This window comes from Paenibacillus sp. V4I7, assembly GCF_030817275.1.
Lineage (GTDB): Bacteria > Bacillota > Bacilli > Paenibacillales > NBRC-103111 > Paenibacillus_E.
Genome location: NZ_JAUSZD010000002.1, coordinates 822,566 through 835,796, shown reverse-complemented (window position 1 = coordinate 835,796; position 13,231 = coordinate 822,566). Strand labels below are relative to the sequence as shown.

General features: G+C 44.6%; 14 protein-coding genes and 1 pseudogene. 10 read left to right on the top strand and 5 right to left on the bottom strand.

The annotated features are described in order from the left end of the window. Position 1 precedes the first annotated feature (1 nt). From dagF to QFZ80_RS05005, 4 genes and pseudogenes are all read left to right on the top strand, one after another. The gene (gene dagF / locus QFZ80_RS05020) at positions 2–757 is read left to right on the top strand and encodes a 2-dehydro-3-deoxy-phosphogluconate aldolase (protein WP_307557569.1); all 756 of its coding nucleotides are present in this window, start codon (positions 2–4) and stop codon (positions 755–757) included. Next, complete coding sequence (locus tag QFZ80_RS05015) at positions 750–1,766, top strand: sugar kinase (RefSeq protein WP_307548325.1); 1,017 nt, start codon at positions 750–752, stop codon at positions 1,764–1,766. The genes dagF and QFZ80_RS05015 overlap by 8 nt, the downstream gene beginning before the upstream one ends. An 11-nt stretch (positions 1,767–1,777) precedes the next feature. Then, positions 1,778–2,491, top strand: a complete 714-nt coding sequence (locus QFZ80_RS05010) for a GntR family transcriptional regulator (RefSeq protein WP_373460372.1) — start codon at positions 1,778–1,780, stop codon at positions 2,489–2,491. 82 nt (positions 2,492–2,573) lie between these two features. Then, positions 2,574–3,402, top strand: a pseudogene (locus tag QFZ80_RS05005) (GntT/GntP/DsdX family permease); the annotation flags it as partial. Positions 3,403–3,564: 162 nt separating this feature from the next. Here the strand turns inward: QFZ80_RS05005 and QFZ80_RS05000 are convergent. Both QFZ80_RS05000 and QFZ80_RS04995 read right to left on the bottom strand, forming a co-directional pair. Then, on the bottom strand, positions 3,565–3,762 hold the full coding sequence (locus tag QFZ80_RS05000) for a cold shock domain-containing protein (protein WP_028556542.1): 198 nt from the start codon (positions 3,760–3,762) through the stop codon (positions 3,565–3,567). 127 nt (positions 3,763–3,889) lie between these two features. Continuing rightward, positions 3,890–4,606, bottom strand: coding sequence for a class I SAM-dependent methyltransferase (locus QFZ80_RS04995; RefSeq protein ID WP_307557565.1), 717 nt, complete (start codon positions 4,604–4,606; stop codon positions 3,890–3,892). A 253-nt stretch (positions 4,607–4,859) separates the two neighbouring features. Between QFZ80_RS04995 and QFZ80_RS04990 the strand changes: the two genes are divergently transcribed. The 5 genes from QFZ80_RS04990 to QFZ80_RS04970 all read left to right on the top strand — a co-directional run bounded on the left by QFZ80_RS04990 (position 4,860) and on the right by QFZ80_RS04970 (position 8,856). Beyond that, positions 4,860–5,051 (top strand): hypothetical protein, encoded by a 192-nt coding sequence (locus QFZ80_RS04990; protein ID WP_307449492.1) that lies wholly within the window; start codon positions 4,860–4,862, stop codon positions 5,049–5,051. A gap of 275 nt (positions 5,052–5,326) precedes the next feature. Further along, entirely contained in the window at positions 5,327–6,163 is an 837-nt protein-coding gene (locus QFZ80_RS04985) for a TerC family protein (RefSeq protein WP_307548332.1), read from the top strand. Between the two features lie 88 nt (positions 6,164–6,251). Beyond that, on the top strand, positions 6,252–6,434 hold the full coding sequence (locus QFZ80_RS04980; protein WP_307548333.1) for a hypothetical protein: 183 nt from the start codon (positions 6,252–6,254) through the stop codon (positions 6,432–6,434). A 248-nt stretch (positions 6,435–6,682) separates the two neighbouring features. Then, positions 6,683–8,473 (top strand): oligoendopeptidase F, encoded by a 1,791-nt coding sequence (gene pepF, locus QFZ80_RS04975; protein ID WP_307555669.1) that lies wholly within the window; start codon positions 6,683–6,685, stop codon positions 8,471–8,473. Positions 8,474–8,538: 65 nt separating this feature from the next. Beyond that, a complete protein-coding gene (locus tag QFZ80_RS04970) occupies positions 8,539–8,856 on the top strand; it encodes a LapA family protein (protein WP_307548336.1) in 318 nt (105 codons plus the stop codon). 55 nt (positions 8,857–8,911) lie between these two features. Here the strand turns inward: QFZ80_RS04970 and QFZ80_RS04965 are convergent, their stop codons facing one another. Further along, entirely contained in the window at positions 8,912–9,733 is an 822-nt protein-coding gene (locus QFZ80_RS04965; RefSeq protein ID WP_307548338.1) for a DUF92 domain-containing protein, read from the bottom strand. Positions 9,734–9,978: 245 nt separating this feature from the next. On the opposite strand from QFZ80_RS04965, the gene QFZ80_RS04960 reads away from it, so the two are divergent. Further along, on the top strand, positions 9,979–11,166 hold the full coding sequence (locus QFZ80_RS04960; protein ID WP_307557563.1) for an HD domain-containing phosphohydrolase: 1,188 nt from the start codon (positions 9,979–9,981) through the stop codon (positions 11,164–11,166). 66 nt (positions 11,167–11,232) lie between these two features. Here the strand turns inward: QFZ80_RS04960 and QFZ80_RS04955 are convergent, their stop codons facing one another. Next, positions 11,233–11,859: a fumarylacetoacetate hydrolase family protein gene (locus tag QFZ80_RS04955; RefSeq protein ID WP_307548343.1), complete on the bottom strand. Its 627-nt coding sequence runs from the start codon at positions 11,857–11,859 to the stop codon at positions 11,233–11,235. 17 nt (positions 11,860–11,876) lie between these two features. Beyond that, entirely contained in the window at positions 11,877–13,154 is a 1,278-nt protein-coding gene (locus QFZ80_RS04950; protein ID WP_307548345.1) for a CapA family protein, read from the bottom strand. Between the last annotated feature and the right edge of the window lie 77 nt (positions 13,155–13,231).

Genomic DNA, 13,231 nt, shown 5'->3' with positions numbered 1-13,231 from the left:
CATGCCCAACATTACAAAACGTTTCTACAAAGGCCGTGCGGCATTGAATGTATTGGCTAATAGTGTAGAGAATGCTAAAGATATATTTGAAGCAGCGGAAGGTTACGTACTTGTCGGCGTTCTATCCAAAGATTATCCGACGGTTGAATTAGCTGTAGCCGCAATGAAAGAATACGGAAAAGCCATTGATGAAGCCGTATCAATCGGACTTGGCGCTGGCGATAATCGTCAAGCTGCGGTTGTCGCAGCCATTGCGAAGCACTATCCTGGCAGCCACATTAACCAAGTATTCCCTGTCGTAGGTGCAACGCGCGCCAATCTTGGTGACCAAGAAAGCTGGATTAACAGTTTGGTCTCCCCTACTGGACGCGTTGGCTACGTCAATATATCAACAGGTCCAGTAAGCGCTGGGCAATCCGAGCATGCCATTGTACCTGTGAAAACGGCCATCGCGCTTGTCCGCGACATGGGCGGCAATGCCTTGAAATATTTCCCGATGAATGGCTTAAGCTGTGAGGACGAATTGTGCGCTGTCGCGCAAGCATGCGGAGAAGAAGGTTTTGCGTTAGAACCGACCGGCGGTATCGACATGGATAATTTCGAAACCATTCTGCGTATCGCGCTGGAAGCTAAGGTTCCACAAGTCATCCCTCACGTGTATTCATCGATCATTGATAAAGATACGGGGAAAACGAATACCCAAGACGTTCGTAAATTACTGGCGATCATGAAAAAATTGGTTGATCATCATGGCTAAACGAATTGCTGCTTTTGGAGAGGTCATGATGCGATTGCAGGTGCCGGGATATGAACTCTTGTCCCAAGGCAGCAGCTTGAATTATTCTTTCTCCGGTACAGGCGTGAACGTAAGCTCAGCACTGGCGCGTTTAGGGCATACCGGGTACCTGATATCCAGATTGCCGACTAATGCCGTGGGTGATGCTGCGGAATCGTATTTGCGCAAATTAGGTATCACACAATCGTTCATTGTTCGAGGCGGCAGTTACTTGGGCATGTATTTTTTAGAAAATGGATTCGGTGCGCGGCCCAGTCGCGTGACCTATTCTAATCGTCAGGAAAGCAGCTTCAACACAGCCCCTGAACATACTTATCCTATTACTGAAATCGCTAAAAATATGGATATCATACATTTCTGTGGTATTACACTGGCTATGAATGATCGGGTGCGTGAGCACATGAAAGCCTTGGCTAGAGCGGTCAAAGCGCAGGGCGGCACTGTTGTTTTCGATTGTAACTATCGTCCCGCCCATTGGGGCGAAGGCGGTTATGCCAAGGCTAAACCGCACTATGAGGAAATGCTGCAGCTGGCTGACATTGTCATGATGAACGAAAAAGACGCGATGTTTACCCTCGGCATGCATACCGATCAGATCGAAAGTCAAGAACAACTGATGGAGCTGATTCCAGCAGTTGCGGGGCAATATCAGATCTCTGTCATAGCAGGTACACACCGTCAGATTAACGGTGACAACACGCATTCGTTGCGCGGATTTATCTATAAAGACCAAAGCTTCACCTTTTCTAAACTGCTCACGTTTTCTATCTATGATAGAATTGGTGCAGGAGATGCCTATACGAGCGGTATTGTACACGGAGAAGTTCAGGGATTTTCACCGGAGAAAACCGTTGGATTTGCAGCGGCTGCCGGCATGCTTGCACATACCATTGTAGGCGATACTCCGATGTCATCAGAAAGCGATATTCTTCGTGCGATGACCGAAGCCGTAGGCGATGTAGAAAGGTAGTGATTGAATTGGTGAACTTATCCCGCAATAAAAGACCTTTATATTTACAAATCATGAATATCCTGAAGGATCGCATCTTACACGGTGTGTATCCCTTAGGATCGAATATACCGTCGGAGCCACAGCTAGAGCAGGAATTCGATGTCAGCAAGATCACAATTCGCAATGCCATCAAAGAACTTGCGCAAGAGGGATATTTGGAAAAGAGCAGCGGCAAAGGGACCAAGGTTATACGAAATGCTTCTACATCCAAGCTTTCCAAATGGAAGCGTTTCACAGAAGTTTTGGTTGAAGAGGGCCATCAAATTCATAAGCAATTGTTGCGAGCCGAAGTTGTAACGAATGAGGTAGGCACAGAACCTTATCAATTATTTGGAGAGCGCTGCTTGTTCATCGAGCGTCTTTATCACTTGAATGACACACCTTATATTCACTACTCCCACTATCTATCTATGCAAATGTCAAATTTCGAACTTTCGGATTTGAATGATCAATCCTTGTACGAATTGCTTGAGGAGCACGGAATTGCCTTAGAAAAGTATCGAGATGAGTTTGCTGCTGCCACTGCTCCTTCTCATGTGGAAGAAATCTTGCATGTAAAAGAAGGAACCCCTCTATTGAAGAGAATACGTTATTCGTATGATGAACGAGGCAATCTGATCGAATTCAGTAAAGGTTATTACAGCACGGTCATGCACAACTATGTAGTTAATTACGACAGTTAAGATACACGGAAAAGCGCAGTACCTTTTCTCGCCCTACACGATGATAACGCTTACTACACCATGGAGAAGAGGGATTATATAAGCGTTAGGTACGATTTTAGGAAAAATGATGTCAGATTCAGGCGCTGGTACACAAGTCGCCAATTTCTTTATACGAGTCTTTGGTGAAAAAAGATTGCCTTGGGCCATGCTGCTCTCCGGTTTTATTATAGGGATCCCTGTATTTTTTGATGTAGGGATTGTCATGCTGCTGCCTTTGGTCATCTCCATTCATAAATCAACGAAACAAAATATTTTGTTAATCGGCTTGCCTGTCATCGCCGTATTATCCATTGTTCATGGTCTTGTGCCGCCGCATCCCGGGGCAATGACGGCCAACGGCATCTTTAAAGCCGATATCGGAAAAGTTCCTATCTACTCTCTCATCATTGCGATCCCTGCAGCGATCATTGCAGGTCCATTGTTTGCTAAATGGGTGCATAAGCGCGTGACTCCAGAGAATGATTATCGGTGCTGGCGGCGGGTTTAAACAGATCCTTATCGCGAGCGGCGTTGGTACATCCATTGCTCAAATGGCCGAGAATATCTCCCTTTCTCCTATTGTTCTAGCTTTCATGGTTGCTGGATTAATCCGAGTCGCAACAGGTTCGGCGACAGTTGCATTAACGACAGTGGCTGGTATTGTTTCGCCGATTGTTGAGCATATGTCAGGCGTGAATTTGGAGCTGCTCGTTATCACCACAGGCGCAGGGTCGCTCATGCTCTCCCACGTCAATGACGCCGGTTTCTGGATGGTAAAAGAATACCTCGGGTTAACGGTCAAAGAAACGTTTAAAACGTGGACGGTACTCGAGACACTGCTCTCGTTTATTGCTTTTGGAACCGTGCTGATCGTCGATATATTCGTATAACATTGTCTGCTTTCAAAAATATAAATAAGCCTGTACATCTCCTCAGGGGAAGTGTACAGGCTATAGAAGAATTGCAAAAAAGACAGCCCCGAGTGGATACGGGTACTGTCTTTTGTTGTTTGTGCTATGACACTCTATTTATAAGTGGGAAGTCCCAGTTTCTTATAACTTGGTGACGTTAGCTGCTTGAGGACCACGGTTGCCTTGAGTAATATCAAACTCAACGGATTGGCCTTCTTCTAATGTTTTGAATCCTTCGCCCTGAATTGCGGAGAAGTGAACGAATACATCGTCGCCTCCATCAACAGAAATGAAACCGTAGCCTTTTTCTGCATTAAACCATTTAACTGTACCCTTCAAATGAACAACCTCCTAAAAATATCGCCATCTATGACGAATAAGGAAATTATACCATTATCAAGGTTATAAATCAACGAAAAAAACGCTGTGGATAAGCTAATATTAGTTGATGTACCAACGTTTTCCACTATGTAGAAGGGTGTTTAATTATGCATAAATATTGATGAGAATTCGGCAAAAAAGGCAGTCTCGCTTCTCTTTTTTGGACCAAACAACCTTCATTTGTGAGCTCATTTATTAATTCTGAGAGCTTGCCATATTCGACTTGCCGAAAATTCAATAACGGATAAATACGCACTTCGCCACCAGGCTTACAGGCACGAAGCAGTTCCTTAACGGCTGCCCGATGAAAAGCGTAGTCGAATTGTTCTTCATATAGAAAGAGAAAATGACTGCATAAAACAAGGTCAAAGCTCGCTTCTGCAAATGGAAGTGAAGGAAGACAAGCTGCATGATACCTGGAAGCTGCATCTTTACTCGAGAAATCATTTACAAACTGCTTAAGGCCTTTGACACGTCCAGCTTTGTGTTTGTCAACAGAACCATAATACGTCCAATCATACACATCTACTAACTTTTCCATTTTGGCTGCAACAAGCTCAATCTCTTGCAGACCATGCTCCGCGATCGCCTCAGCAGATTTCTCATACAAAGGATCAACCGCTTCTGAAAATATACCTAGCTGCCGCGCCTCTACCGTAAAGGAAGATGCACCGCCTGCAACATCTAAAACTCGCTTACCCATTAAATTTTCGGTCTGCAACATAAACATTTTCTCATATTCTGCGTACGATCTTGAGGTCATCGCAACCCCAACCTGCTCATAAACACGCTTTTGTTCCATGCTCATCTCTCCTCTGCTCAACTCTTGGCCTTGCCTAACTGCCTCATAACCCATTCCCTATGGAAAGGATTAGGAGGATTTTATCATGGGACCGTGATTGGAGGCAACAAGAAATTGACAGCTGCTTGTTTGGAAATCGCCACTTTTTGTGGTACGATTGCTTATATCTTTGAGCTCAATGCAGAAACGAGGAAAACAAGTGTCAAATCAACCTTTTAAGAAACACGTTATTTACAAAAAAGATAAATGGAACATGCTGAATGTCGAGGTACAGGGCAGTAAAATCGTTCTCACCGAAATAACCGATCAATGGGGCGAAGAGTGTCATACCTTCATCGGACGACCAGCTATGTTGCACTGGGCTAGTGAGCGGTTTGCTAAGGACAAGTTCCAAGGTACGGATGAAGAATGGCAAGCTATCATGGATGCTTTCAAAGAAGTTTAATTCTTTGGTCCAAATGCCTTGACTTTCACATCCACCCTTCTTATAATTAAGTTATAAGTTCATACGTATCACTCCAAAGGGGAGTAGCTGATACAGTAAAGTCGTCAATTCGGATCCTCATCAGGTCCCGGCTTTATTGGCAACGACAAACGTTGTTAGCAAGACCTTTGCCATGTTTATTGGTGAAGGTCTTTTTTGATGAATTAGAGCCTTCACCGGTCACCGGTGCTAGGCTCTATTTTTTTCAAAAAATACGCTAAAGGGAGTGTTCGCTCATGGATTGGTTATCATCAGGTTTCTTCGTCTCACTACTCAGCATTATTCTCATTGATTTGGTACTTGCGGGGGATAACGCGATCGTTATCGGTATGGCTGCACGTAATTTGAAAAAAGAAACACAAAAGAAAGTTATCCTCTTGGGTACGGTTGGCGCCATCGTTATTCGTGCTCTGGCAACAATGGTCGTCGTTACTCTTCTGAAAATCCCTGGTCTTCTACTGATCGGCGGTATTCTTCTCCTTTGGATTTCGTATAAACTGCTTAGTGAAAAGAAAAATCACGATCATATTAAGGTCAAAGACGGCATCTGGGCAGCCATTCGAACGATTATTATTGCTGATGCCGTGATGGGTCTCGATAATGTCATTGCTGTAGCCGGTGCTGCTCATGGAAATTTTTTACTTGTAATTATCGGGCTTCTGGTTAGTGTACCTATCGTTGTTTGGGGCAGTACGCTGTTCATCAAATGGATTGAGAAGTATCCGTCGATCCTATATATCGGTGCAGGTGTGCTCGTATTAACAGCTGGTAAAATGATTACCGGTGAGAGTTTCCTTGCCCCTTATTTCAACTCAAATCCGCTTGGCAAATGGTTGTTCATTGGTTTACTCATCGTAGTAGTGCTTGCAGCAGGCAAATGGTCGAAAATGATTGGCTACCAGGTCGAAGTTGGGGACAGCGGTCAGCTTACACTTCCTAAGGAATTAAGCGATGAGGCACAGATTGCTGCTGAAGATCGGTTTACCGTCAAAATGGATTCTCGCGGCAAGTTCATACTGGTCAAAGCGGAGGATGATGAAAATCCGGATGAAACGATGCAGCATGCTGGCTGAAAAAGGAGTTTTCATTTGCACAGCGAAAGTTAGTATCATGCGTTAGTTAGCAAGTGTCATACTCTATAGGGATAAGGATGATTCAACAATGACCGATTCCGGATCTATCATCACATTTGTACTCGTATCCTTCTGCCTTGCCATCATTTTGATTATGAAAAAAGACAGCCTTCCGGCACAAATGAAACGTTACTTAGCCTTACTGGCGATTGTTATGGTCTCGTTATCGTTTGTACTAATCTTAATTAGCTTCTTTGGAGCCGGAATGTAAATTTACTTCCTTCCAGCTTTTTCATATAATCATAAATGAGTGGATTAACGGTCATACTAGGTGAAAACCATGTTATGGGATTTTATCAAACACATCCCATGTGGGAATATGCCGGGAGCGTGACCGTAATGCGCTGGATTTATGTGACTGCGGCAATGGGACTGCTTCTAAGCTCGATCCCTGCAGTCGAATTACACGCAAGAGATAGCCGATTACCCCAATCTCAAAACAAGGACAGGAGGGCTCCGATGACTCAAATATTGGAACGCAAGCAAGTACCGGCCGAGCACCGATGGAATCTGGAGGATTTATTTGCCGATCAGAAGGCTTGGGAACAGGAATTTCAGGATGTGAAAAACTCGCTTGGCAAAATCAGCGCCTTCCAAGGAAAACTAAGCGATCCCGCAACGGTAAAGCAGTGTTTCCAGTTGGAGGATGAAGTCTCTGTGAAAACAGAAAGACTGTATGTTTATGCCAACATGAAGCACCATGAAGATACAGCAGAACCAACCTACCAGGCCTTATCTGATAAAGCAAAAAAAATTAGTGTCGAAGTAGGAGAAGCGCTCTCCTTTGTTTCACCAGAAATTCTCAGTTTATCGGATGAAAAGCTTAAGCAGCTGGTGGAAGATCCTTCTTTATCTTTCTATAAGGACACACTCGAAGAAATGATTCGCCAGAAGCCGCATACCCTATCCAAGGATCAGGAAGCCCTGCTTGCCCAAGCGGGTAACATGGCTGGAGCGCCAAGCACCATCTTCGGTATGCTGAACAATGCTGATTTGAAATTCCCGAAAATTAAGAACGAAAAAGGCGAAGAAGTCGAACTTACGCATGGAAGTTACATTCAATTCCTAGAGAGCCGCAACGCCGAAGTTCGAAAAAATGCCTTCCATGCTGTCTACGAAACTTATCGCAACAATAAGAATACAATTGGCGCAACGCTTAGCGCGAATATTAATAAGAATATCTTCTATGCCAAGGCTCGTCACTATCCTTCCGTTCTTGAATCCACCCTGTTTGGGGACAATATTAAGAAAGAAGTGTACACGAACTTAATTTCTACTATTCACGATTCTTTGCCGCAGCTGCAGCGTTACCTGAAGCTCCGCAAGAAGCTGCTTAAAGTCGATGAATTACATATGTACGACCTATTTGCCCCGCTGGTTGAAGAGTTCAAGATGGACATCACTTACCAGCAAGCCAAAGAAGAAATTATGAAAAGTTTAGCCCCACTGGGCGAAAACTATTTAAAAATTCTTCAAGACGGCTTCGATAACCATTGGATCGATGTCTATGAGAACAAAAATAAGCGGAACGGCGCTTATAGCTGGGGTGCCTATGGCACACATCCTTACGTGCTTCTGAATCATAAGGACAACTTGAACAGCATGTTCACATTGACACACGAAATGGGTCACGCCATTCATTCGTATTTGTCCGATGAGAACCAAGAGTACCGTTATGCGCAGTATACGATTTTCCTTGCTGAAGTCGCTTCTACGCTTAATGAGGCACTGCTCATGGACTATTTATTGAAACGCGTAACGGATCCGAAAGAAAAGCTTTATTTGCTAACTTACTACGCGGATCAGTTCAGAACAACGGTATTCCGTCAGACAATGTTTGCTGAATTCGAAATGATTACCCACGAGAAATCAGAAAACGGAGATTCCCTGACTCCACAGGAATTCAGCGAAATCTACTATGGCTTGAATAAGCTGTACCATGGGGATGCCATGGTCGTGGATCAGGATATCGAGATGGAATGGGCTAGAATTCCTCATTTTTACAACAGCTTCTATGTGTACAAATATGCAACGGGCTTCTCGGCAGCAACCAGCTTTGCGAAGCAAATTCTGGATGAAGGCCAGCCTGCCGTAGACCGTTACTTGGGCTTCTTAAAAAGCGGCGGCAGCGACTACTCACTTAACATCTTGAAAAAGGCCGGCGTAGACATGTCCACACCGGAACCAATCAAGCAAGCGATGAGTGTCTTCAGCTCCCTACTTGATCAAATGGAAGAGTTAACGAAGTAATTGTTCTGATAAAGGTTGAGGGCGTACGCCTTCAACCTTTTCTCAGGTGAAAGGATGACTGATGGATGAAGATGCAATGGATTCTCATATCTGCTTTAATATTCGCCCTCATAACGGCAGTTTTTGCCGTCATTAATGTCGAACCGGTTCAAGTAAATTTCATGTTTGCTCAGACATCCACACCCTTAATCCTTGTCATTTTAACATCCACCTTGTTAGGCGGTCTGATTGTCGGCCTCTTCGGAATGGTACGTCAATACAAGCTGCAGCGTACAGTTCGCCATTTGGAAAAGCAGCTACAGGATGCCTTATTCCCCCCAGCTCCCCCGCAACCGGCGAATGATAAAGACCAATCTGAACCAAGTGGTTCAACGGTTCATTAAGCATACAAAAACAACCCTGCTGCACAGATTGCAGTAGGGTTGTTTTGTAGTTATTTTAAAACAGAGGATTTATCCAAACACTTAATGCTAAGCACATAATGCCTCCGACTAGCGAGGATACGGCATTGACCATATCATTTGTCATCCATCTCATACCGCGAATCTGTACGGCTTTCTGGCCACAATGAAACTGTTTCTCGATGGTTTTCCCGCAAACGTTACACCGATACATCACTTGAAACGTCGCTCCTAGCCAAGAATCTGCCAACGAACCAATCAAACCAGAAACAGCACCCAGTATGAATAGTACTGCAATTGCCCCTCCCTCATACTCTAACTCAATCATCTGACTGAACCATCCACTAACCAAACCAATGAATGCTCCTCCCAGCAATGAAGCCAGCAGTCCTAATCCCGTTACACCACCCGATGTGCCAGCCGGAACACGCTTGCCGTTAATAATTGAACGCGGTGTAGATAAACTCATTCCACCGATTTCCGTAGCCCAAGTGTCTGCATTGACCGTTGCCATAACCCCAACAAATACAATCCACCAAGCTGGATCGGGCCAAACCGCATTCCCTATACATAGCAATAAACCGAGACCGCCATTTGCAGCAACTTGTCCGGCATCGCGTCTTCCACCTTTGGCATAACCGCTTTCTGCTGTAGATTTACGTTGATGCTTGAGTTTAGATAATAAGGTAGAAGATATGAAGAAGGCGATAAGTGTCCCAAACCAAGCTAAGTTTCCCAGTGCAAACATCGACGTACCGAGCAGCATAGCAGCAGCCAAGCCCGATAAGGATAAGGAACCCTTCCAATAGGCCGCACCTGCGATGATCAAGCTTCCCGCTAAACCCCAAATCCACTCCACATGCAGCACTCCTATTCTTCTTTCCATACAATATATAGGGATCTTTGGTCGGAGACCAAAGTCTCTCCGCTTATAAACCGTTCAAATATCTCTTATTGTATCATAGTCGTATTCGAGGCTGTATGTTTACAATCCTTTCGTTAAGATCGACAAATTCATCTTAATTTTCAGTTAACTCGACAAGATGTAACCAATTTCTATGAAATTTATGATAAACTAAGTTCGGTGAATGTTAGGAGGCTGACATGGAAAACGAACAATTCGATATAAATTCCCAGTTAAAAAGAGACCTGGATCCTCAGGAGATGCTGCGCGTCATCTTTGACTATGCAGCCAAAATTGCTAACGAACGAATCCTAGACAATGTACTTATGCTGATGGCCGATATGGGACGAGAAATGATTGTCTCTGATCGATGTACGGTCTGGTTGCTTGATACGAACAAAAATGAGTTATGGTCCAAAGTAGCTCATGGTCTCGATGAAATTCGCATACCTAGTACGGCTGGTCTTGTCGGCTATGCTGTAACGAATGATAAAGCTGTATTTATTCATGACGCTTATTCGAATGAAGAGTATAAGTCCTATCTCATGAATGGAGCTCTTCGAACGGACCAACAAACGGGTTACCGCACCAAAGCGCTCTTGGTTATTCCGTTCCGAAACAGCCAAGGTGAAATTATAGGTGCTTACCAAGCCATTAATAAGCTAACGGCAAGTGAGCAATTTTCAGATAAAGACATGGAATATTTAACGTTAGCTTCCTCCTACGCGGGTAAGTCCTTAGAATCTGCTTTGCTTACGAATGAGATCGAGGAAACGCAGAAGGAAATTATTTTTCGAATGGGGGAAATTGGTGAGAGCAGGTCCAAGGAGACAGGAAATCATGTGAAGCGTGTAGCGGAATATTCTTATCTCTTAGCCTTAGGATTAGGTATGAATCAAGAAGAAGCTGAATTGTTGAAAATGGCTTCTCCCATGCATGATATCGGTAAGGTAGCTATCCCTGATAGTGTCTTAAACAAACCAGGGAAATTAACGGATGAAGAATTCAAATTGATGCAGAACCATACACGTATTGGCTATAACTTGCTCAAAAACTCCAATCGCCATATTCTGAAGACGGCTGCTGTTGTCGCTTATGAGCATCATGAGAAATGGAACGGGCGCGGATACCCACGCGGAATCAAAGGTGAGGACATTCACATCTATGGCCGAATTACAGCGATTGCTGACGTATTCGATGCACTCGGCAGTGAGCGTGTTTACAAAAAAGCTTGGGAGCTCGATCGGATCTTGCATTTGTTTAAAGAGGAGCGGGGCGAGCATTTCGACCCCAAAGTGGTTGATTCATTTTTCCAACAGTTGCCAGACATCCTTCGGGTTCGAGATCTATATTCGGATGCTGCTTTAGAGGATCCAACAGAAGTATGATCAAGGAAAAATAAAGGGCAGTTCTCTCAGGTCATCAATGACCTTAAGAGACTGCCCTTTAATCTGTTACATGTTAATCGTAACAGCTCCGAATAATTCTTCGCCCCATATTAGCTCCAAGCGATCACCCTGATGTACAGGACCTACCCCTTCAGGAGTACCTGTGTAGATGATATCGCCAGCACCTAAACCATAATGTTTTGCAATGTAATCAATGATGGTTTGAAGATCGAAGATCATATTACTGATATTGCCGTTCTGCACAACCTGTCCATTCTGACGAAGCTGGAAGTTCGCTTCTGTCAGCTTTGAAGCTCCAGGAAATGGTCGGAATGTACTGATTGGTGCAGACTTCAGAAAGCCTTTGGCAGGCAGCCATGGCTGACCTTTCTTCTTAATGACGTTCTGAACATCCCGAAGTGTGAAGTCAATGCCGAGTGCATACTTGTCGACAATCTCATCCACTTGGATGCCTTCTGTATAAGGCTTAGCGATATGTAAGACAAGCTCGGCTTCATAGTGAATCTCACCTTGATCACCGGGAAGCGTCAACTCTCCCCCATTTAGAGGGGTGAGTGCATGTGTCGGCTTGGTAAAAATCATGGGTTGATCGGGAACATCATTCCCCAGTTCAGCGGCATGTGCCCGGTAGTTGCGACCTACGCAGTAAATATTGCGAACAGCATCTGTCATGTTAATTGCTCCTCATCTTATTTCTTGCTAACATTTCCTTGCGCGTCCACTTGAGCGCCTATTGAGATTTTACTCAAACGCTGAAAGAGCTTTGCACCATCTTCCGTACTCATCGGAGTCGGCAGAGCTGCTTTGGTCAAAATTGGCACAAGGTGGATATCGCATTGTTTATCCTTAGAACATGAAGCCTCTAGGATAACCGTCTCCCAAGTCTTTGGGTTATCATTCGTTGTAAAAATGAAATTGCCTAGACTATAGGCAATCCATTTGCCTTTGTATTGCTCAAAGCCTTGTAAGACATGTGGGTGACCGCCTACGATGAGATCAGCGCCAGCATCGATGTAGCGATGGGCCAGGTCTTTCTGATTCTTATCCGGATTATCGCTTCTTTCCACTCCCCAATGGGCAACGACAACAACCAGATCAGCGCTTTCTTTTGCTTTCTGAATGGCTTCGACTGGCAGCTTGTAGCTATACGTTTCAGCTACGCCTGCATGGCCAGGACCTGCTTTCCACGAAGCCTCTGGAACGACACGGCTGAAGCCGAAGAAAGCAATCTTCACACCCGCTTTTTCCACGATGACTGGTCGGTAAGCTTCTTCCAAATCTTTGCCCGCTCCAACTCGCTTAACGCCCTCTTGATCAAGGGCATCCATCGTGTCCAGTAAACCTTCTGTCCCATAATCCATCACGTGGTTATTCGCTAGATTAACGAGATCAATGCCAGAAGCTTTCAGGGCAGGTAACGCCATCGGTGAAGAACGATAGACGTAATCCTTACTTTGAACTGTCCCTCTAGTTGTTATGGGTGTTTCTAGATTAGCAATCGTATAATCGGGCGTGCTCAGAAAGTCTTTTACATTTGTATAAGGGTAATCATAGCCTTTTTGTTTTAAAATATCTTCCACTTTGGAGGCCATCAACACATCACCCACAAAAGTTAACTTCACTTGCCCGCCACTGCTCGTGGGCTTACTCGATGCGATAGGAGCAGGAGTCGGGATAACGGCCTTTGCCGTAGACTCTGGGCTAGGCTTTGCGCTTGGCTCCGCACTAGCTGTACTTTCTGTATTCGTTGGTTTGGTTGGAACAGGCGAAACACTAGCCACTGGTGAGGATGCTGAATCTTGCTCTTCTGCTGATTTACTGTTCGATGTCCAATAGGAAGCGCCTATGCCAATAGCAAAACAGGCTGCTGCGGCAAGCGTGAGTCCCCCAATTGCTTTAAGCGGGGTCTTCTTGTTTGCAATGCGTTCTTTTTTCGGTTTACGGTGACGATCTTGTCTGGATTCCAATCAAAACATTCCCCTTTCCCCCTACAAATTATAGCAGAAGAAACCCTCGTTGGGTAATAGTAAGAGACTCTCATTTT